The sequence below is a fragment of the Vibrio sp. V23_P3S9T160 genome (genome assembly GCF_963886625.1).
GTDB lineage: Bacteria > Pseudomonadota > Gammaproteobacteria > Enterobacterales > Vibrionaceae > Vibrio > Vibrio anguillarum.
Genome location: NZ_CAWPDB010000107.1, coordinates 1 through 20,063 on the forward strand (window position 1 = coordinate 1; position 20,063 = coordinate 20,063).

Below are 20,063 nucleotides of genomic sequence, written 5' to 3' on the forward strand. Positions count from 1 at the left end.
CCTTGGTGATGGATGAATTCCATGATTAAACTATGAGATTCACTGAGCGAGGTTTCAAATGCAGCAGTCTGACAAACGGTACAACATTTTTACGCCCCAAGATGTGGACGTCATTTCAAAAGAAACACTGTTCCAAGGTTTTTTCCGCATGGTGAAATACCGCTTTAAACACAAGTTGTTTGAAGGTGGATGGAGTGAGGAGATTGAAAGAGAAATGTTTGAAAGAGGTCATGCTGCGGCTATGCTTCCTTATGATCCTGCGCGTGATGAAGTCGTGATTATAGAGCAAATTCGAGTTGGAGCACTAGAGCACGCCCATCCTTGGCAACTGGAGATTGTTGCTGGAGTCATCGACCCTAATGAAACGTCCGAGCAGGTTATTCGTCGAGAGGCGATGGAAGAGGCGGGAATTGAAGTGAACCGAATCGAAAAAATTAGCTCTTATTATCCATCATCTGGGGGATGCTCTGAATTACTCGACGTCTTTGTTGGTGAAATCGATGCAACGCAAGCTAAAGGCGTACATGGGCTGGACTATGAAGGTGAAGACATCAACGTTCATGTCATGAGCCGTGAAGAGGCTTACCGCTTAGTGAAAAATGGCCAAATTGAGAATGGTGCCTCAATTATCGCTTTACAATGGTTAGAGCTAAACTATCAACAGTTACAATTGCAATGGCAGAATTAGCATTGAAAAAACCGTATCACGTTGATTTATCGGAACTAATGCGTGTGTACGAAACTAACTACGCGAAATTGAACGCTTTGTTACCCAGTCAGCCGAGCGTAGGTGACTTACGCTGTTATCAGGCTGCTCAAATGACCTATCAATTACAAGTGCTAGAGGTCACAAAGTACACAACTTTAGTGGAGATTTGTCAGAGTGATGACGTTTCAGTATTTCCATTACCGTCGATGTCTGTCAGGCTTTACCACGATGCACGTGTTTCCGAAGTGTGTGCAAGTGCGCGGATAAATCAGATCAAAGCTCGCTATGATTACCCGAATGAACAAATGATGCAAAAAGATGAGAAAGCGCAAATCAATCGCTTTTTAGGCGATTGGCTTACTTTCTGTTTAAAGCACGGGATTAGCCGAGCTCCAATTTAGTCTTCGTCGTAGATGAAAATTAGTCATTCAATTTGGATTAATAAATTTTGAACGTGTCGCCAACTCTAGACAATTCAGACAGCATCAAGCTGCTACAAATTACCGATACGCATCTGTTTGCGCCGGATGATGGCAGCCTGTTGAGTGTTAATACGGTAGATAGCTTTCATGCTGTTGTGGCAGAGATCTGCGCACAACATGCTGAATTTGATGCAATTCTGGCTACGGGCGACATCTCGCAAGATCATAGTGCTGAGTCTTATCTTCGTTTCTCTCGTGGTATTTCTTCATTAGAAAAAACTTGTTTTTGGCTTCCCGGTAATCACGACTTTAAACCCAATATGGGCGCCGTATTCCCGTCAGAGCAGATTCAACAGTCGGAGCATGTATTACTCGGTGAACACTGGCAGATGGTGATGCTCGATTCTCAAGTGGTGGGCGTACCGCACGGACGGCTGAGCGATCAACAATTGGCTTTACTTGACGAAAAATTATCGACGCACCATCAGCGACACACCTTGATTGTGCTGCATCATCATCCTCTATTGGTGGGGAGTGCCTGGCTCGATCAACATAGCCTTAAAGACAGCGATGCTTTTTGGAATATCGTCACGCAACATCGCAATGTGAAAGCCGTCCTGTGTGGTCATGTTCATCAAAATATGGATAAACTCCATCACGGTGTCCGAGTGATGGCTACTCCCTCGACCTGTGTACAATTTAAGCCCAATTCAGATGATTTTGCTTTGGATCGCACTTCCCCAGGATGGCGTGAATTGACGCTATCTGCTGATGGTCAAATAGAAACTCAAGTCAAACGTTTAGCTAACGGCGCATTCCAACCGGATTTTAACGCTAATGGATACTGAGATGCCTACTCGTCAACCTATGCTGCTTTATATTCATGGCTTTAATAGCTCGCCGCTGTCGCACAAAGCACAAGTGATGGTGAAGTATTGCCAAATGCAGCGTCCTGATATCAAAGTGATGGTGCCTAAGTTACCCAGTTTTCCCGCGCAAGCTGCGGAATATCTACTTGATCTTATTCATCAACATCAAGATCAATATCGTATTGCGCTGGTGGGGAGTTCATTAGGCGGGTATTTGTCTATTTGGTTAAACCATTTGTTTGGTTTTCGTGCCGTGGTGATAAACCCAGCAATCAAACCGTATGAATTATTGGTCAATTTTTTAGGCGAACAAGTCAACCCCTACACGCAAGAGCACTATCGGCTAGAGGCGAAACATATTGAAGAGCTCAAAGCATTAGAGGTTAAAATTAATGACGTCACGTCATTTTGGTTGTTGCAACAAATGGGTGATGAAGTCTTAGATTACCGTCAAGCCGTCGCTAAATTGGCGGGAGCAAAACAGACGGTTGAATTTGGCGGCGATCATAGTTTTGTGAACTTTGAGCGATATCCGCGACAAATCATCGAATTCCTAGATCTCTGACCAATTCATTGAGGGGGGAGTCATAATTTTACCTGTAACTTACTTATCTCGCTTGACATAAGCAAGGCTCTTCCAGACTATGTCCTATCTATACTTTTGCAGTTTGTAATGCTGAAAAAATCAGCGTTGTTGTCGTTAATTAATCACAAGCACATCATTGATAAACTGCCGAAAAAGTAACGAATCATTTATCTATAAAAGCATTCCGTATTATGACTGAACAATATAATGCTGGGGCCATTGAAGTTCTTAATGGTTTAGAGCCAGTACGTCGCCGACCTGGGATGTATACGGACACCGCGCGACCTAACCATTTAGGCCAAGAAGTTATCGATAACAGTGTCGATGAAGCGCTAGCCGGATATGCCTCCAAGGTACAAGTTATTCTCCACGCAGATCAATCACTTGAAGTGATCGATGATGGGCGTGGTATGCCTGTTGATATTCACCCTGAAGAGAAAATATCAGGCGTTGAGCTTATCTTCTGTAAATTGCATGCGGGTGGTAAGTTTTCAAACAAAAGCTACCAGTTCTCCGGTGGTTTACATGGGGTAGGTATTTCCGTAGTGAATGCCCTATCCAAGCGTGTGGAAGTGACCGTTCGCCGTGATGGGCAAATATATGAAATGGCGTTTGAGCACGGTAATAAAGTCGAGGAATTGACGGTAACTGGTACCTGTGGTCGTCGTAATAAAGGGACGAGTGTCCACTTTTGGCCCGATACCAGCTACTTTGATTCGCCTAACTTTTCAGTGACTCGCCTAATCAATAATTTGCGCGCTAAAGCGGTACTTTGCCCGGGGCTCGAGATCACCTTTAGTGATAAGGTTAACAATCTTGAGCACCGTTGGTACTACGAAGACGGCCTAAAAGATTATCTCGCAGAAGGCGTAAAGGGTTACACCTTATTGCCCGAAGAGCCATTTACGGGTGAGTTTGTCGCTGAAACTGAAGCGGCCAACTGGGCAGTGATTTGGCTACCTGAAGGTGGTGAGATGATCACTGAAAGCTATGTTAACTTAATCCCTACCGCACAAGGTGGTACGCACGTTAACGGCTTACGCCAAGGGTTGCTCGATGCGATGCGTGAATTCTGTGAATTCCGCAACCTGTTGCCGCGTGGCGTTAAGTTAACTGGTGAAGATGTCTTTGACCGCTGTTCTTATGTGTTGTCGGTTAAGATGCAAGACCCACAGTTTGCAGGGCAAACCAAAGAGCGCCTTTCTTCACGTCAAACCGCGGCTTTTGTTTCAGGTGTAATAAAAGACTCCTTTAGTTTATGGCTGAATGAAAAACCACAACTCGCTGAATTACTTGCCGAAGTGTGCATTGCCAATGCGCATCGCCGCATGCGAGCCAGCAAAAAAGTGGTACGGAAAAAAATCGCATCAGGCCCCGCGCTCCCCGGTAAACTGACCGACTGTTCAGTGCAAGACCTGAGCCGCACTGAAATCTTCTTTGTCGAAGGGGATTCAGCAGGCGGCAGTGCTAAGCAAGCGCGCGATCGTGAATTTCAAGCGGTTATGCCACTGCGTGGGAAAATTTTAAATACGTGGGAAGTGTCGGCAGACCAAGTGCTGGCTTCACAAGAAGTGCATGATATCTCTGTTGCGCTTGGGATTGATCCTGATAACGACGATCTCGATGGATTGCGTTACGGTAAAATCTGTATTCTCGCAGATGCGGACTCTGATGGTTTACATATTGCCACCTTGCTCTGCGCCTTATTTACCAAACATTTCCGAGCATTAGTCAAAGCGGGTCATATTTTTGTTGCGATGCCGCCTTTGTATCGGATCGACTGCGGCAAAGAGGTCTTTTATGCACTCGATGATGCTGAAAAAGAGGGCATTTTAGAGCGACTTAGCCAGAAAAAAGCCAAAATCAACGTCCAGCGATTTAAAGGTTTGGGTGAAATGAATCCGCTTCAATTGCGTGAAACAACGATGGATCCAAACACGCGCCGCTTGGTGCAACTGACCATTGATGATGCTGAAGCAACGGATGAGATGATGGACATGTTGCTAGGTAAAAAGCGTGCAGATGACCGCCGCGCATGGTTGCAACGTTATGGCGATATGGCAGAGGTGCAATAAATGTCAACTGAAATAACCTTTGATGGCGTTGAGAAACTGCCGCTGCGTAAGTTCACTGAAGACGCCTATCTCAATTATTCGATGTACGTCATCATGGACCGCGCACTGCCTTATATTGGTGATGGTTTAAAACCGGTACAGCGACGTATTATTTATGCGATGTCGGAGCTTGGACTCTCGGCGTCAGCCAAGTACAAAAAATCAGCGCGTACCGTTGGTGACGTGCTCGGTAAATACCACCCGCACGGTGATTCGGCCTGTTACGAAGCGATGGTATTAATGGCACAACCCTTTTCTTACCGCTATCCATTGGTGGATGGTCAAGGTAACTGGGGTGCTCCGGACGATCCAAAATCCTTCGCGGCGATGCGTTATACCGAAGCGAAACTGTCTAAATTCGCTGAAGTTTTACTGGGTGAGCTTGGACAAGGCAACGTTGATTGGCAGCCTAACTTTGATGGGACAATGCAAGAACCACAAATGCTGCCGGCGCGTTTACCTCATATTTTGCTCAATGGCGTCACGGGAATTGCGGTGGGCATGGCGACCGATATTCCACCACACAATGTGCGCGAAATTGCCGATGCGACGATTCACCTGATCGATAACCCAGAGGCGCAACTGCACGATGTGATGCAGTATGTGCAAGGGCCAGATTATCCGACCGAAGCGGAAATTATTTCACCCAGAATTGAAATTGAGAAAATATATCGCTCAGGTCGCGGCAGTATCAAAATGCGCGCGGTTTGGCATAAAGAGGGTGGTGATGTTGTGATCACCGCATTACCTCATCAAGTTTCAGGCGCTAAATTGCTCGAACAAATCGCTAACCAAATGCGCGCGAAGAAATTGCCAATGGTTGAAGATTTACGCGATGAATCGGATCACGAGAACCCTACGCGCATTGTTATTGTGCCGCGTTCTAACCGTGTAGATTGTGATTTGTTGATGAGCCACTTGTTCGCATCAACCGATCTAGAAAAAAGCTTCCGTGTTAACTTGAACATGATTGGCTTAAACAATCGCCCAGAAGTGAAAGGTTTAGTGACTATTCTTTCTGAGTGGATTGAGTTTCGCCGCACCACGGTTCGCCGCCGTTTGCAGTACCGTCTTGATAAAGTCATGGCGCGTTTGCACATCTTGGAAGGTTTACTAATCGCTTATCTGAATATTGATGAAGTGATTGAAATCATTCGTACTGAAGATGAACCGAAAGCGGTACTGATGGCCCGTTTTGGTATTAGTGCTATTCAAGCCGATGCGATTTTAGATACCAAACTTCGCCACTTAGCCAAACTTGAAGAGATGAAGATTCGTGGTGAGCAAGATGAGCTTGCTAAAGAGCGCGAAAAATTAGAGCAGTTGCTTGGTTCTGAGCGTCGCTTGAACACCTTGTTGAAGAAAGAGATCAAAGCAGATGCTGAGAAGTATGGCGATGATCGCCGTTCACCACTGATTGAGCGTGCTGAATCTAAAGCCTTGACTGAGCGTGACCTTGTGCCAAGTGAAGCGATCACCGTTGTGCTTTCGGAAAAAGGCTGGGTACGTCATGCCAAAGGGCATGATGTGGATTGCCAAAGTTTGAGCTATAAATCCGGCGATCAGTATTTGGCTCATGCTTGTGGTAAGAGCAATCAACAGGTCGTATTCTTGGGTAGCGATGGTCGAAGTTATTCGCTTGAAGCTCACTCGCTACCTTCGGCGCGCAGTCAAGGTGAGCCGATTACGGGTCGTCTCAATATCACAGAGGGCTCGTCTATCCGCCAAGTAGTGATGGGGGAAGAGGATCAACTCTGGTTAGTGGGCTCGGATGCCGGTTATGGTTTTGTGTGTAAAGGTGGTGAACTACTGTCGAAAAACCGTAGTGGTAAAGCCTTAGTTAATTTGCCTGAGAACTCAGAGGTAATGACGCCGCAGGCCATCGGTAATTTGGAGTCTGATGACATTTTAGCGATCACGAATCAGGGTCGAATGTTGCTATTCCCAATCAAAGATTTACCACAGCTAACCAAAGGCAAAGGCAACAAAATAATCAATATTCCTGCGGCTAAGTCCAAAGAGCGTGAAGAGTTTGTGTCACACTTAATCTCCTTGCCTCAAGGAGCGGCTATTACGCTCTATGCCGGCAAACGCAAACTTGGTTTAAAAGCCAGCGATCTAGAAAACTTCCGTGGTGAGCGTGGACGTCGAGGTAGTTTACTGCCGAGAGGGTTACAACGTGTTACTGCGATTGAGATTGAATCAGAACTTAGTGATTCAGATCTTGAGCAAGAGTAAAAATCTATAAATAAAAGCCCCCTTCGTGAGTTGGGGGCTTTTTTATGTCTCTTTGTTTTTGGTGGCTTAGTTTTATTCGCGTAGGTCTTCAACAATTGTCACGGGAAGTGTCATCTCTTCACCTTTACGTAAGATGAGCACATCGACAACGGTACCTGGGCGCAAGTCAGTGACAATTTCCATCACACTCTTGCGACCATTAATTTTTTTACCGCCAATTTTTAGAATAATGTCCCGCTCTTTAAAACCAGCCGTTTCCGCAGGGCCATTGGGGTCAATGCCCAACACAACTATACCGCCAATATGTTCACTGCCAAGTAAGCGAGATGTTACTGGAGTAATATCTTGCCCATCAATACCGATATAGCCGCGAATCACGCGTCCATCAGCAATGATTTTTTCCATAATGGTATTGGCTAATTTGTAGGGAATCGCGAATGATATACCATCGGTTTTCATTTCAGTTGCTTGTTGAAACGAAGCCGTATTAATACCTACGAGCTCTCCTTGAGTGTTGACCAAAGCTCCACCTGAATTGCCTTCATTAATGGCCGCATCAGTTTGGATGAAAGCTTGACGTCCATCGGTACTGACTGATGAACGTTCAGTGGCAGAAATGATACCAAAAGTAGTGGTTTGTCCAAGGTTGTATGGATTGCCAATGGCCAGTACCACATCGCCAACTTTCACCGAGTAATTGGGATTTTGTGGAATAACGGGAAGGTTCGTTCCTTCGATTCGCAAAATTGCGATATCCGTGCGTCGATCTTTGCCTACTAATTGCGCGGCTGCGAGACGGCCATCTTGTAAGGCCGCTACGATTTGGTCGGCTTGGGCTACTACGTGATAGTTCGTAATGATGTACCCTTTCTCGCTCACAATCACACCAGAGCCTAACCCTTGAATCGACAGTTTACTGCGATCGCTTTCGGTGTATTTTTGGTTGTAAATATTGACTACAGCAGGTGCGGCGCGGCGAACGGCTTGGTTAAACGAAATTTGCAAAGAGAGCGCATTGGGAGACTCTTCGGCCGCGATTTGCGGGAGAACATTTGAACGTAGCGAGGGAACCGCTAGTAAAATAACAACAGCAGCGAGAAGCCCAAGCCCCACTGAACGAAGTAAAAAGTTAAGCATATCTTCCCCAAACAAAACCCGCTATATACTCAGCTTATTTTACACCTGAGCTTGAGAGAGGAAGAATAGCACTACATGATTGAATAAGAAAAGGGCAGCATTTAAATGCTGCCCTGATCACTCGACAAGAGATTCTCACTAATTAGCGAATAACCAAGTAAATAGTTCTATCACCTCGTTGGATATTCAGCGCAAGTATGCTCGGCTTTTTCTCCAAAATTTCGCGTAATTGTGCGAGGTTTTTCACTCGTTGGCGGTTAACACCAATGATGATGTCCTCTTTTTGTAGTTGATACGCTTCTGCCGCTGACCCTTTCTCTATAGCAGTCACTTTAACGCCAGCGATTGGGTCTTGATCCGTCGTATTGGTCAGTGCCGCACCAGTCAACCCCGAGTGCAGTTGCTCTGCTTTAGTTGTGGTGTTGTTTTCACTCAAGGTTACGTCGAAGGTTTTGCTTTTACCATCGCGGATAACATCGATTGTGATTTTTTTACCTGCACCTAATGTTGCCACTTTGGCTCTTAATTCGTTGAAGGTAGAAACGTTTTTTCCATTAATAGCTGTGATGACATCACCCGCTTTGATCCCTGCTTTATCGGCGGCGCTATCTTTAATAACTTGGCTAACAAACGCCCCTTTACTTGACTCATAGCCTAGCGCTTCAGCCAGTTCAGAGGTTATTTCACCCCCTTGAACACCGAGCACGCCACGTTTTACCTCACCAAATTCTAAGATCTGTTCGGTCAAGTTTTTCATCATATTTGATGGTATTGCAAAACCTATCCCAACGTTGCCACCATTCGGCCCAAGAATCGCGGTATTAATCCCAATCAATTCACCATTGAGATTGACTAAGGCACCACCAGAGTTGCCACTGTTAATCGCGGCATCGGTCTGAATAAAGTTCTCAAAGTTTTCAAGATTAAGTCCACTTCGTCCTAGCGCAGAAACAATGCCGGAAGTCACCGTTTGACCAAGACCAAACGGGTTCCCGATCGCGACCGTGAAATCACCTACACGCAGTTTGTCTGAATCCGCGATACGAATTTGGGTTAAATTTTTTGCTTTTTTTAGTTTGATCAGCGCGACATCGGACATTTTATCGCCACCGACGAGCTCCGCATCGTATTCTCGGCCGTCGTATAATTTGACGCGAATCTTATCAGCGCCATCGATGACGTGATAATTAGTCACAACATAACCTTTGTCTGCGTCAGTAATGACACCAGAGCCTAATGCTCTAAATGGCCGCTCTTGCGATTGGTCGATTGGGAAGTCAGGACCAAAGAAAAATCGAAACTGCTCGGGTAAACGTTGATGGGAAACTTGAGTTCCCTCAACTGAGATACTCACAACCGCCGGTGTCACTTGCTCTAGCATCGGTGCTAAGCTCGGCAATGGCTCACCACTGACAGAAAAGGGTAGCGCTGCCATTGCGGGTAGTGGGGTGATGATTGAACTTAAACTTAAGGATAGAGCGGTTAAAAGAAGTAAAGGTTTTTTCATCATAAGCTCCTTTGGAATAACTGTGTTCGAAGTTTAATATTTGTACGAAAGACAAAACTTCAACACTCTCGTGAGGTTTATGACTCAAAAACCTTTATAAAGTTCATGAATTCAGATTAAACGGCTTTCACCTTAACCACGTCTGCAGAATGAATGATCTCTTTTTTGGGGGTATTAAAAAGCCCTGTTGCGCCATTGGCATAATCTTTCGGTGGCTGTTCCAAAATGTCATCGTTGCTTTTATCTGTATCATTATGCAGAGCGATTTTTTTGATAAATGGGTTATCTTGCTCTGGCATATTCGGCAGAATTTCGGACGATGTTTTGGCCATGTGTTGATACAGTTTTGTATAATCTTTACCTAGTGTATCGAGTATTTCTGCCGCTTGAGCAAAATGATCCGACAATTCTTGGCGTTGTTGTTCCAAACTAAATTTCGCGTTATCTAATTCTTTTTGTAGAGACTTTTGGTTTTTATATTGAGGCGTAGTCAATCGTGAAATGACCATTCCCAACACGGCCCCTACTAGCAAGCCTACAATGGCATATATCCAAGGCATAACAGCTCCTTATTGTTGTTATTTAACATGTTTTTTACCTGTTGGTTACACACGTCGCTCGGACATGTTACTATGACTGCTCTAGCCAATAAAGCGAAATACACGAAATAGCAGTTTCCATTTTCTTTAGTGCAGTAGGCGGTCATGACACCAAAACAGCGATATGAACACGATGTAAAAAAACTCGGTTTTCAGCGAGACTCTGCCCAAGAAAGCGCCGTCGATGCGCTGGATTTACTCTACCATCAGTTTCAGGATTATCTTAACCAACCAGTTAAGCCCTCCGCGGTTTGGACCAAATGGCTTGGTCGCCAAGCTGAACAGCCTAACTTACCTAAAGGGCTCTATTTTTGGGGCGGTGTCGGGCGAGGAAAAACCTATCTAATGGATACGTTTTTTGAGGCTCTGCCAACCACTCGCAAAATGCGAGTGCATTTCCACCGTTTTATGTACCGAGTTCATGATGAGTTGAAGGCGCAGGCTGGAGTTGAAGAGCCCTTAGAAAAGGTTGCCGATATTTTAAAGTCTGAAACGGAAATTATCTGTTTTGATGAATTTTTTGTATCAGATATTACCGATGCGATGATTTTGGGTACCTTGTTTCAAGCACTGTTTAAGCGCGGTATTATCTTAGTGGCGACATCGAACATTCCACCGCACGACTTATACCGCAACGGCTTGCAGCGAGCACGCTTTCTCCCTGCAATTGCTTTGATTGAATCACACTGTCATGTGTTGAACGTCGATAGTGGTATTGATTATCGCTTAAGAACATTAGAGCAAGCGGAAATTTACCACTATCCATTGGATGAAGCAGCAAGCCACAATTTACAACATTACTATCGGCAATTGGTTGGTGACGAGAAAAAAGAAGCACGCAGTGAGATTGAAATCAATCATCGCACCCTCTCTGTTGTAAAGGCTAGTGATGGTATTTTACATGCGACATTTGAACAGTTATGTCAAACGGCGAGAAGCCAAAACGATTACATTGAGTTGTCCAAAATTTACCACACAGTACTGTTGGCTGATGTGAAGCAAATGGATCGCGCCATCGATGATGCAGCGCGGCGTTTTATTGCGTTGATTGATGAATTTTACGAACGACATGTAAAAGTAATTATCTCCGCCGAAGTGGCGCTGGACGATCTGTATCTGCATGGGCAACTGGAGTTTGAATTCAAACGTTGTCAGTCGCGGTTAATTGAAATGCAAAGTCATGAGTATTTATCAAGGGAACATCTGGCCTAGCTCAATCCGAACACTTTTAAAGCAAAATAAAAAATTCGTGATTTTGTTCAAAAAGAGGTGATTTTTTCTACTGACTTCCCTATAATCCTGCGACCCACCGTTACTGCAGGCCTGTTTCTGTGAAACGAGAGGCCGAGAGAAACCAAACGCTCGAAGGGGCAACTTTGGACTCTTAGACAGTGGGGGCATTTTAATGCTCCTTTTAGTGTAAATTTTATTTAACGGGTTATTATTAGCATGAAAACTTTCGTTGCTAAACCAGAAACTGTAAAACGCGACTGGTATATCGTAGACGCTGAGGGTAAAACTCTAGGTCGTCTAGCAAGTGAAATTGCATCTCGCCTACGTGGCAAACATAAAGCTGAATACACTCCTCACGTGGACACTGGTGATTACATCATCGTTGTAAACGCTGAGAAAGTTACTGTAACTGGTAACAAAGCAGCAGCTAAAACTTACTACCGTCACACTGAATTTCCAGGCGGCTTAAAATCAATCACTTTCGACAAGCTGATTATTCGTAAGCCAGAGATGGTTATTGAGCTAGCGGTTAAAGGTATGCTACCACGTGGTCCTCTAGGCCGTGCTATGTACCGTAAGCTGAAAGTTTACGCTGGCGCTGAGCACAACCATGCTGCTCAACAACCAAAAGTACTAGACATCTAATTGGGGATTTCGAAAATGGCAGAGAATCAATACTACGGCACTGGCCGTCGCAAAAGCTCAGCTGCACGCGTTTTTATTAAACCAGGCAGCGGCAACATTGTAATCAACAAGCGTAGCCTTGATGTTTACTTTGGTCGTCCAACTTCTCGCATGGTTGTTAAACAACCTCTTGAGCTAGTTGAACTAACTGAGAAACTAGATCTATACATTACTGTTAAAGGTGGTGGTATTTCTGGTCAAGCTGGTGCTATCCGTCACGGTATCACTCGCGCTCTAATGGAATACGACGAATCACTACGTCCTGTTCTACGTGCAGCTGGCTACGTTACTCGCGACGCTCGTTGCGTTGAACGTAAGAAAGTTGGTCTACGTAAAGCACGTCGTAAACCACAATTCTCTAAGCGTTAATCTTTTTTCAAAAGATTCGCTTCCAGTGTTACTGGATTGTGGTTCAAAAGCCCGGTATTTATACCGGGCTTTTTGTTTTTTGGTGTTAGCAAACACTCATTTTTTTAATCACATCATTTGGTTGTTGCTCTTTAATCTTCCTTTTGTGACCTCACGTGCGATTTACTTCACGAATGTTACGAAAAGGTAGCTTTATCTTGTCAAAAAGTAGGGTTTTATTTATGATTTGCCATCAAATAAATACAACTAGATTCGTATTTTGTTAGCCATGCTCTTGATAAGCGGAATAATAATAATCCACAGGGAGCAAATGGGAGAATGTTTGGATGAGCAATGCGCCTTTAAATAACGGTCGCAGACGTTTCTTAACCGCGACAACAGCCGTTGTCGGAGGGTTAGGAGCCGCTGCTGTCGCCGTTCCTTTTATTAAATCTTGGAACCCAAGTGCTAAAGCCAAAGCGGCTGGAGCCCCCGTTGAAGTTGAAATCGGTAAACTTGAAGAGGGGCAAATGGTTCGTGTTGAGTGGCGAGGAAAACCTGTTTGGGTTGTTCGTCGCTCTCAATCAGTGGTCGATGGGCTAAAAGATATCGAAAACCAACTTCGAGATCCTCAATCGGATGAGCAGCAGCAGCCTAATTATGCGCAAAATGCTTATCGATCGATTAAACCTGAATATTTCGTTGCTGTGGGTATTTGTACTCACCTTGGCTGTTCACCTACTTATTTGCCTGATTCTTTTAGTGAACAAGTTCAAGGGGTTAAATCTGGTTTTTTCTGTCCTTGCCATGGTTCGAAATTTGATATGGCGGGTCGAGTTTTTCAAGGTGTTCCGGCACCACTAAACTTGGTTATCCCTCAATATATGTATCTTAGCGATACTCGTATTGTCATAGGATTAGATGAGACCGGGGAGGCTGCATAATGCAAGTTTTACTTGATTGGGTAGAAAAGCGTTTACCTGCAATGAACGCTTACAAAAAACACCTATCTGAATATCCAATGCCAAAAAACTTTAACTTTTGGTATTTGTTTGGATCGTTAGCTATGTTGGTTCTTGTTAACCAACTGCTCACTGGCGTGTGGCTAACCATGAACTATGTGCCATCAGGTGAAGGGGCTTTTGCATCTGTTGAATACATAATGCGTGATGTTGAGTATGGTTGGTTACTGCGCTATATGCACTCCACTGGCGCTTCAGCTTTCTTTGTGGTGATTTATCTACATATGTTCCGTGGCTTAATTTACGGTTCCTATCAAAAGCCTCGTGAGCTGCTATGGCTATTTGGTATGCTGATCTTCTTAGTGTTGATGGCCGAAGCCTTTATGGGATACTTGCTACCATGGGGACAAATGTCCTACTGGGGAGCGCAAGTTATTATCTCTTTGTTCGGTGCAATCCCCGTTATCGGTGATGATTTAACTCTATGGATACGTGGTGACTACGTTATTTCAGGTGCCACTCTGAACCGTTTCTTTGCACTGCATGTGATTGCTTTACCTATTGTTTTATTGTTGCTAATTGTTCTCCATATATTAGCACTGCATGAAGTCGGCTCTAATAACCCTGACGGTATTGAAACCAAAGTACCAAAAGGTTCGATGGGCGATGATTATAAAACGCAGTTTAAATTTCATGACTACTACACTAAGAAATACGACATCATTGATTCGATTCCATTCCATCCTTACGGGACAGTAAAAGATCTTATTGGTGTAGCTGGTTTCTTAATCCTGTTCTGTTATGTGTTGTTCTTTAACCCAGAGATGGGGGGCTACTTCCTTGAGCCGCCTAACTTCGAAGCGGCAAACCCACTGAAAACACCTGAACACATTGCACCTGTTTGGTATTTCACACCGTTTTATGCCATTTTACGTGCTGTTCCTGATAAGCTAATTGGCGTGATTGCAATGGGTGCATCGATTGTAGTGCTGTTCTTATTGCCATGGTTGGATCGCTGTAAAGTTCGTTCTTACCGTTATCGCAGTAAGTTCCACTTGTTCAATATTATTCAGTTCACCATCTGCTTTATTGCTTTGGGTGTTTTGGGGGCGTTGCCAGCCACACCAACTTATACTCTTATGGCGCAGATCTTTAGCTTAGGTTATTTCATGTTCTTTGTTTTGCTCTATTTCTATAGCAAAAATGAAGCAACGAAACCATTACCAGAAAGGGTGACATTTAAATGAAAAAGTGGATTGTAGTTTTATTTGCAATGCTGCCGTCACTTGCTCTGGCAGCTGGCGCAAATGTACATCTAGATAAAGCGAATAATGATTTAACGGATCAAGCATCACTGCAGCATGGTGCCAAGTTATTCATGAACTACTGTTTTGGTTGCCACTCAACTCAGTACCAGCGTTATGAACGTGTAGCGAATGACTTGAATATTCCTGCGGATTTGATGAAAGAGAATTTGATCTTTGATCCTAATGCCAAAATTGGTCAACTGATAGAGAATGCAATTCCAGACACCTCTGCAGCGAAATGGTTTGGTGCGCCGCCACCTGATTTAACGCTGGTGGCCCGTGTTCGTGGTACTGACTGGTTGTATACTTACCTTCGCTCATTTTATGCCGATCCTAGCCGGCCTTTTGGCGTAAACAACATTGTATTCCCAAGTGTGGGTATGCCTCATGTGCTTGAAGAGCTGCAAGGGGTCCCACAGCCTGTTTATGGCACTCACAGTGTCAATGGTGAGGAAGTGAAGAAGGTTGTTGGTGTCGAGTCTGATGGAACGGGGGAGCTGAGCCAAAGTGAGTATGATCAAGCGGTCCGTGACATTGTTAACTTCCTTGAATATTCAGCAGAACCAGTCAAGCTTGAACGTCAAACTTTAGGTTGGTGGGTAATGGCATTCCTTGTGCTATTTACTATCGTGGTCGTTCTATTGAAGAAAGAATATTGGCGTGATGTGCATTAATTGTGCTACCATGCGGCGTTAATTTCTAATTTTTAGAATCTTCAATGGAGGCTTGGCCTCCATTGTTTTTATATCTGTAAGTGTGCTGGAGGGCTCCATGGCTGTAGCTGCCAATAAACGTTCTGTGATGACGCTATTTTCGAGTGCATCTGATATGTATAGTCATCAGGTACGTATTGTTCTAGCGGAAAAAGGTGTCAGTGTTGAAGTAGAATTAGTTGATGAAACCAATCTGCCAGCTGACCTTATTGAGCTAAACCCATATAAGACAGTACCAACGTTGGTTGATCGTGAGCTTGCTCTTTATGACTCAAAGATCATCATGGAATACTTAGATGAGCGTTTCCCTCATCCACCGCTGATGCCTGTTTATCCTGTGGCTCGTGGTAATAGCCGTTTGATGATTTACCGTATTGAGAAAAACTGGTACTCACTGGCTGAGAAAGTCGTGAAGGGCAATGCGGAAGAGTCAGAAGCTGCTCGTAATAAATTACGCAATGATCTACTTACTCTTGGTCCTGTGTTCGCGGAATACGAATATTTCATGAGTGAAGAGTTTAGCCTCATTGACTGTTATTTAGCTCCATTACTATGGCGCTTACCTATTTTGGGTATTGATCTGATTGGTCCTGGCTCTAAAGAGCTTAAAGTATATATGAATCGTGTTTTTGAGCGTGATTCATTCTTGGCTTCTTTAACAGAAGCTGAACGTGAGATGCGTTTAGTTCGTTAAGGCAGTTTGATGGATATCTCTCAAATGACTCCTCGCCGACCTTATATGCTTAGAGCATTTTATGATTGGCTATTAGAAAATGAATTGACTCCTCATGTTGTTGTGGATGCCACTCTTACGGGTGTACGAGTGCCGATGGAGTTTGTGCAAGATGGACAAATTATCCTTAATCTTGCCCCAAGAGCGATAGGTAACCTTGAGCTTGGCAATGAAGCGATTACGTTCAATGCTCGCTTTGGCGGACGTCCTCATTCGGTCATAGTGCCTTTGTACGCAGTGCAAGCTATCTATGCACGTGAAAACGGTGCAGGTACTATGTTTGAACCGGAAGAGGCCTATATCCCTTATCTAGAAGCGGGCATAACAGAGGAATCTGAACAAGAGCCGATGTTAAGCGTTGCTTCTCAAGAAGATGAGGAATTATTAGAGACTCGAGCACAAGAAACCTCTCGGCCGAAGGGAAAACCAAGCTTAAGAGTTATTAAGTAACTCATTTTCACACATTAAGCAGTCATGATCGAAAAAGCAGCGATATTCGCTGCTTTTTTCTAAAAAACAAAGGATAACCGAGGTTATTCGCTGTATTGAAATGCCTTAATCACCTGTTTTACGCCTGATATGTTTCGGGCAATATCACTGGCTAGATTAGCCTGTTCCGCCGAGACATAGCCAAGTAAAAATACTTCTCTATTTTCTGTGATTACTTTGATTTTGATTGTGTTCAGTTCAGAATTGGCCAACAGCGCTGATTTTACTTTAGTCGTAATCCAACTGTCGTTACTGATTTCGCCAATTGATAAAGGCGCTTTTATTCTGACTTGATTATGAATGGTTTTGACCCCTTTTGTCTCACGTGCTTTATTTTCAAACTCATTGAGTAATCCGGAGTTTTCAGCTTGTCCCATCAACACGACAATCCCTTGATAAGAACTGGCCGTAATGCGAGTTTTTCCGTTAAAGGGGGCTTTATTGGCGATACCTGCTACTTCAAATTCGATGTTATTATCATTCCAAATTTCTTGAGTGGTTCGAGGGTCTGTTACTAGGCTCGCTGTTGTCGCCGCGCCAGCAAGGATAACGCCTGCACAACCTGATACAGCAAAGCTCAACAGTAGAATGAGTGAAAGTTTTAATCTATTCATTGTCTATTCTTCATGAGAAGGGAAAAGGACTTGATCAATCAAGTCACATAAGCAGTGTAGGGTGACCATATGAACTTCATGGATTCGAGCCGTCCGCTGCGAGGGGATGCGGATCTCCACATCATTTTCACCTAGAAGACCAGCCATTTCTCCACCGTCTTTGCCTGTGAGAGCGATAATCGTCATATCACGAGTCACAGCCGCTTCCATCGCTTTAATGATGTTTTTGCTGTTACCACTGGTTGAAATAGCCAACAAAACATCACCAGGTTGACCAAATGCACGTACCTGTTTCGAGAATATTTCTTGGTAGTGATAGTCGTTAGCAACTGCGGTTAACGTAGTATTGTCTGCGGTTAATGCAATGGCGGGTAAACTCGGACGTTCAGTTTCAAAACGGTTCAGTAAGCAAGAAGAAAAAAGCTGGGCATTGGCCGAAGAGCCACCATTACCGCAGCAGAGAATTTTATGACCGTTAAGTAGCGTTGCCACCATGGCTTGTGCAGCATGCGTGATCGCATGGGGTAGTGCTTCAGCAGCCGCAATTTGAATTTGGATGCTTTCGGTAAAACTGTCTTTAATGCTGTCGAGCATCGTTTATCCTTGAGTTATTGCGTTTTTAATCCACTCAATGTGGTGCACATCTTGGTGGATGGCGATCACATCGAAACGAAAATCGGTGTCATAGGGCGATAGGCCATGTTTCAGTAGCCATAAATTCGCGGTTTTCATCAACTTTGCCATTTTTGCGGTAGTAACCATTTCTGCGGCATGCCCATGACATTGGTTTTTTCTGTATTTAACCTCTACGAACACTAAGGTGTTTTTATCTCGCATAATGAGGTCGATTTCACCGACTTTGGTATTGAAGTTTTGTTCAATAAAAGCCAAACCACAACCTAATAAATAGTGTTTGGCTGCGGTTTCATACTGTTGACCAACTGCGCGGCGACTAAAGAGCGCCATGCACCGCCCAACTGATCTCTCTCTGTACCACGCATTGCTCATCAATACTTAATGTGCCTGTTTTGCCATCGATACTATACCCCTCGACGACCTTCATTTGTGGCAACTCAATCATTAACTGATAAGCATCCATACCTAATGCTTGTAAGCGTCGCTCGCTATTGGAGTTCTTTGGCCACAATTGGTTCATTTCATTATCCAGCATTGAATTGGGATGAATGAGTAATGGAATATCGCTATAAGTTACACCAGAGAGGTCTTCATACTGTGTGTTACCACTGTTACTACGAGAGTTTGAGAACAGTTTAGGTGGCTTAGTGTCAGGGTTAATTGCGACCTCGATAAAGGGTTTAATTAAAGTCAATTCTGCGCTGTTAGCCACGATATAAACCGAATCGATATCACGACGACTGCGGGGCAGGCTTTGCAAATCAATACCCATCAACGCATCCATTTGCGCGATATTTTGTTGGCTATCTTGTAGACCAAATACTGAGTTAATGTTGCGTTGCAATTGACGCTTATCACCAAATAGGTTCACCGATACTTTATTCTTGCTGTATTTTTGCCATTCTGCGTTAAACGCTTCTACTACACGCTGGCCGTAATTACCTTGAGGAGCGAGTATTAAAGGGTATTGATAGCCTTGGCTAAACAGATACTTAGCGGCTTGTTCAACCTCTTGCTCTGGCGAAAGTGCAAGATAGCAAGTGTTAGGATGATCTTCAATTTTGTCTGGAATATTCAACGCCAGCGTAGGGATAGAAGCTAAGCGTGCTTGTTGAAGCTTATGTAGATTCTCGATGTTCTCTTTGATGAGTGGCCCAACAATGAAATCAATGTTTTTTTCAATCAATTGCTTGTCTATGAGCGCGGCGTCTTCGGCATTGGTATCAATCACAGTCAAGGTAGCATTGAGGTCACGGTTACGGTCATTCATCATCGCCATGATAAAGCCATCACGGATCAGTTGAGCTTGCGTGGCAAACTTTCCGGAAAGAGGAAGTAACAACGCGGTGTTAGTGGGTTTGATGATTTCCAGCGCTAAAATATCTTGTATCGCTTTAGGCGTATAACGAGCCGCTGGGTGATTGCTGTTTTCCGCAAGCCATTTTTCGAGCGTATTCTTCAGCTGCGGAATATTGCTATTGAGCGTTTTCATATATACAGCCAGTTGTAGCCAGCCATCGAGCACGTTTTCGTTAGGCTCTGGATTTAATTGGGTAATTTCACGTTCGCTATAGTGATTGAAATTGAGCCAAATTTGATCGGCAATCGCTTCTTGCTCGGCATCATCAACGTAAGTGCTTAATGCAATAAGCTCCCTACTTGAATCAAAAGGGCGGCTGAGCGCGGTAAAAATATCGGCGCGCATTTGATGGTATTGAGCCCATGTTTCAGGGCTTAGCTTCCACCAAGCCTGAAAATTAAGCTGAGAGAGCGCTTGTGAAAACTGCTCCGCATTACTCAACAACTGCGCCTTAGCCATTTGCCATTCAGCTTGTTGCGCTTCAGAGAGCGACTGTTTGGCTAAGCGCATAATCAACAGTTGCGCTTGTTCGCTGTTGTTTTCGTTAATGGCAGCTTTAAGAGCCATGATCAACCAATCATTTTGCAGTGAACCTTGGCTACTATCTGCTTGCATCAAGTAAGTTTGCGCTGACTTGGTGGGATCTTGCGTAATATCGACTGAGGTGGGCGTCGATGGTGAAGACGAACACGCCGCCAAAGCCATTGCTAATGCAACGGGCGTGAATAAGCGTGGTACACTGAGTCTCGGATGGTTCTTCATAGCCATGAGTTCTTTCGTTATTCCGTGTAAAATTGTCTCTA

General features: G+C 44.2%; 21 protein-coding genes. 14 read left to right on the forward strand and 7 right to left on the reverse strand.

The genetic code is table 11. The features are described 5' to 3' along the window. Positions 1-58: 58 nt before the first annotated feature. The 6 genes from nudF (at position 59) to parC (ending at position 6,938) form a co-directional block, all read left to right on the forward strand. Entirely contained in the window at positions 59-688 is a 630-nt protein-coding gene (gene nudF / locus AACU59_RS06170) for an ADP-ribose diphosphatase (RefSeq protein WP_064625881.1), read from the forward strand. Next, positions 676-1,110 carry a DUF1249 family protein gene (locus AACU59_RS06175; protein WP_017042669.1) on the forward strand — a complete coding sequence of 145 codons (435 nt, stop codon included), beginning with the start codon at positions 676-678 and terminating at the stop codon, positions 1,108-1,110. The genes nudF and AACU59_RS06175 overlap by 13 nt, the downstream gene beginning before the upstream one ends. A 47-nt stretch (positions 1,111-1,157) precedes the next feature. Beyond that, positions 1,158-1,979, forward strand: coding sequence for a 3',5'-cyclic-AMP phosphodiesterase (gene cpdA, locus AACU59_RS06180; protein WP_064625880.1), 822 nt, complete (start codon positions 1,158-1,160; stop codon positions 1,977-1,979). Next, entirely contained in the window at positions 1,969-2,565 is a 597-nt protein-coding gene (gene yqiA, locus AACU59_RS06185) for an esterase YqiA (protein ID WP_013856059.1), read from the forward strand. The genes cpdA and yqiA overlap by 11 nt, the downstream gene beginning before the upstream one ends. A 212-nt stretch (positions 2,566-2,777) precedes the next feature. After that, positions 2,778-4,661: a DNA topoisomerase IV subunit B gene (gene parE, locus AACU59_RS06190; protein WP_017042666.1), complete on the forward strand. Its 1,884-nt coding sequence runs from the start codon at positions 2,778-2,780 to the stop codon at positions 4,659-4,661. Continuing rightward, positions 4,662-6,938: a DNA topoisomerase IV subunit A gene (parC, locus tag AACU59_RS06195; protein WP_019283351.1), complete on the forward strand. Its 2,277-nt coding sequence runs from the start codon at positions 4,662-4,664 to the stop codon at positions 6,936-6,938. 72 nt (positions 6,939-7,010) lie between these two features. Here parC and degS read toward each other — a convergent pair whose 3' ends face one another. The 3 genes from degS to zapG form a co-directional block, all read right to left on the reverse strand. After that, positions 7,011-8,075, reverse strand: coding sequence for an outer membrane-stress sensor serine endopeptidase DegS (gene degS / locus AACU59_RS06200; protein WP_026027274.1), 1,065 nt, complete (start codon positions 8,073-8,075; stop codon positions 7,011-7,013). Between the two features lie 142 nt (positions 8,076-8,217). Further along, positions 8,218-9,582, reverse strand: a complete 1,365-nt coding sequence (locus tag AACU59_RS06205; RefSeq protein ID WP_026027948.1) for a Do family serine endopeptidase — start codon at positions 9,580-9,582, stop codon at positions 8,218-8,220. Between the two features lie 116 nt (positions 9,583-9,698). Continuing rightward, on the reverse strand, positions 9,699-10,142 hold the full coding sequence (gene zapG, locus AACU59_RS06210; protein WP_013856064.1) for a Z-ring associated protein ZapG: 444 nt from the start codon (positions 10,140-10,142) through the stop codon (positions 9,699-9,701). Between the two features lie 144 nt (positions 10,143-10,286). Here zapG and zapE point away from each other — a divergent pair, with 144 nt between their 5' ends. The 8 genes from zapE (at position 10,287) to sspB (ending at position 16,611) form a co-directional block, all read left to right on the forward strand. Then, entirely contained in the window at positions 10,287-11,393 is a 1,107-nt protein-coding gene (zapE, locus tag AACU59_RS06215; protein ID WP_094144442.1) for a cell division protein ZapE, read from the forward strand. A 237-nt stretch (positions 11,394-11,630) separates the two neighbouring features. Next, a complete protein-coding gene (gene rplM / locus AACU59_RS06220) occupies positions 11,631-12,059 on the forward strand; it encodes a 50S ribosomal protein L13 (RefSeq protein ID WP_013856066.1) in 429 nt (142 codons plus the stop codon). A 15-nt stretch (positions 12,060-12,074) separates the two neighbouring features. Then, complete coding sequence (gene rpsI, locus AACU59_RS06225; protein ID WP_010318040.1) at positions 12,075-12,467, forward strand: 30S ribosomal protein S9; 393 nt, start codon at positions 12,075-12,077, stop codon at positions 12,465-12,467. 326 nt (positions 12,468-12,793) lie between these two features. After that, positions 12,794-13,390 (forward strand): ubiquinol-cytochrome c reductase iron-sulfur subunit, encoded by a 597-nt coding sequence (gene petA, locus AACU59_RS06230; RefSeq protein ID WP_010318038.1) that lies wholly within the window; start codon positions 12,794-12,796, stop codon positions 13,388-13,390. After that, positions 13,390-14,655, forward strand: coding sequence for a cytochrome b (locus tag AACU59_RS06235; protein ID WP_017042661.1), 1,266 nt, complete (start codon positions 13,390-13,392; stop codon positions 14,653-14,655). Before petA ends, AACU59_RS06235 begins: the two co-directional genes overlap by 1 nt. Further along, positions 14,652-15,389 (forward strand): cytochrome c1, encoded by a 738-nt coding sequence (locus AACU59_RS06240; RefSeq protein ID WP_094144441.1) that lies wholly within the window; start codon positions 14,652-14,654, stop codon positions 15,387-15,389. Before AACU59_RS06235 ends, AACU59_RS06240 begins: the two co-directional genes overlap by 4 nt. Before the next feature lie 97 nt (positions 15,390-15,486). Further along, positions 15,487-16,122: a stringent starvation protein SspA gene (gene sspA, locus AACU59_RS06245; RefSeq protein ID WP_026027272.1), complete on the forward strand. Its 636-nt coding sequence runs from the start codon at positions 15,487-15,489 to the stop codon at positions 16,120-16,122. Positions 16,123-16,131: 9 nt separating this feature from the next. Beyond that, positions 16,132-16,611, forward strand: coding sequence for a ClpXP protease specificity-enhancing factor (gene sspB, locus AACU59_RS06250; RefSeq protein ID WP_026027949.1), 480 nt, complete (start codon positions 16,132-16,134; stop codon positions 16,609-16,611). A gap of 83 nt (positions 16,612-16,694) precedes the next feature. On the opposite strand, the gene AACU59_RS06255 is transcribed toward sspB, so the two are convergent. From AACU59_RS06255 to AACU59_RS06270, 4 genes are read right to left on the reverse strand one after another with little or no spacing between them, the layout of a single operon-like run. Next, complete coding sequence (locus AACU59_RS06255) at positions 16,695-17,264, reverse strand: BON domain-containing protein (RefSeq protein ID WP_017042658.1); 570 nt, start codon at positions 17,262-17,264, stop codon at positions 16,695-16,697. Between the two features lie 3 nt (positions 17,265-17,267). Beyond that, positions 17,268-17,858 (reverse strand): phosphoheptose isomerase, encoded by a 591-nt coding sequence (locus tag AACU59_RS06260; protein WP_010318025.1) that lies wholly within the window; start codon positions 17,856-17,858, stop codon positions 17,268-17,270. A 3-nt stretch (positions 17,859-17,861) separates the two neighbouring features. After that, the gene (locus AACU59_RS06265) at positions 17,862-18,230 is read right to left on the reverse strand and encodes a YraN family protein (RefSeq protein ID WP_017046509.1); all 369 of its coding nucleotides are present in this window, start codon (positions 18,228-18,230) and stop codon (positions 17,862-17,864) included. Then, a complete protein-coding gene (locus tag AACU59_RS06270; protein ID WP_094145433.1) occupies positions 18,217-20,022 on the reverse strand; it encodes a penicillin-binding protein activator in 1,806 nt (601 codons plus the stop codon). Before AACU59_RS06270 ends, AACU59_RS06265 begins: the two co-directional genes overlap by 14 nt. Between the last annotated feature and the right edge of the window lie 41 nt (positions 20,023-20,063).

Bases quoted from the DNA above. Each gene is read 5' to 3' on its own strand.
- degS (WP_026027274.1), bottom strand. From the start codon at position 8,075: ATGCTTAACTTTTTACTTCGTTCAGTGGGGCTTGGGCTTCTCGCTGCT.
- parE (WP_017042666.1), top strand. From the start codon at position 2,778: ATGACTGAACAATATAATGCTGGGGCCATTGAAGTTCTTAATGGTTTA.
- rpsI (WP_010318040.1), top strand. From the start codon at position 12,075: ATGGCAGAGAATCAATACTACGGCACTGGCCGTCGCAAAAGCTCAGCT.
- petA (WP_010318038.1), top strand. From the start codon at position 12,794: ATGAGCAATGCGCCTTTAAATAACGGTCGCAGACGTTTCTTAACCGCG.
- sspA (WP_026027272.1), top strand. From the start codon at position 15,487: ATGGCTGTAGCTGCCAATAAACGTTCTGTGATGACGCTATTTTCGAGT.
- AACU59_RS06255 (WP_017042658.1), bottom strand. From the start codon at position 17,264: ATGAATAGATTAAAACTTTCACTCATTCTACTGTTGAGCTTTGCTGTA.
- AACU59_RS06175 (WP_017042669.1), top strand. From the start codon at position 676: ATGGCAGAATTAGCATTGAAAAAACCGTATCACGTTGATTTATCGGAA.
- rplM (WP_013856066.1), top strand. From the start codon at position 11,631: ATGAAAACTTTCGTTGCTAAACCAGAAACTGTAAAACGCGACTGGTAT.
- AACU59_RS06270 (WP_094145433.1), bottom strand. From the start codon at position 20,022: ATGAAGAACCATCCGAGACTCAGTGTACCACGCTTATTCACGCCCGTT.
- AACU59_RS06235 (WP_017042661.1), top strand. From the start codon at position 13,390: ATGCAAGTTTTACTTGATTGGGTAGAAAAGCGTTTACCTGCAATGAAC.
- sspB (WP_026027949.1), top strand. From the start codon at position 16,132: ATGGATATCTCTCAAATGACTCCTCGCCGACCTTATATGCTTAGAGCA.
- parC (WP_019283351.1), top strand. From the start codon at position 4,662: ATGTCAACTGAAATAACCTTTGATGGCGTTGAGAAACTGCCGCTGCGT.
- AACU59_RS06205 (WP_026027948.1), bottom strand. From the start codon at position 9,582: ATGAAAAAACCTTTACTTCTTTTAACCGCTCTATCCTTAAGTTTAAGT.
- AACU59_RS06260 (WP_010318025.1), bottom strand. From the start codon at position 17,858: ATGCTCGACAGCATTAAAGACAGTTTTACCGAAAGCATCCAAATTCAA.
- yqiA (WP_013856059.1), top strand. From the start codon at position 1,969: ATGGATACTGAGATGCCTACTCGTCAACCTATGCTGCTTTATATTCAT.
- AACU59_RS06240 (WP_094144441.1), top strand. From the start codon at position 14,652: ATGAAAAAGTGGATTGTAGTTTTATTTGCAATGCTGCCGTCACTTGCT.
- zapG (WP_013856064.1), bottom strand. From the start codon at position 10,142: ATGCCTTGGATATATGCCATTGTAGGCTTGCTAGTAGGGGCCGTGTTG.
- AACU59_RS06265 (WP_017046509.1), bottom strand. From the start codon at position 18,230: ATGGCGCTCTTTAGTCGCCGCGCAGTTGGTCAACAGTATGAAACCGCA.
- zapE (WP_094144442.1), top strand. From the start codon at position 10,287: ATGACACCAAAACAGCGATATGAACACGATGTAAAAAAACTCGGTTTT.
- nudF (WP_064625881.1), top strand. From the start codon at position 59: ATGCAGCAGTCTGACAAACGGTACAACATTTTTACGCCCCAAGATGTG.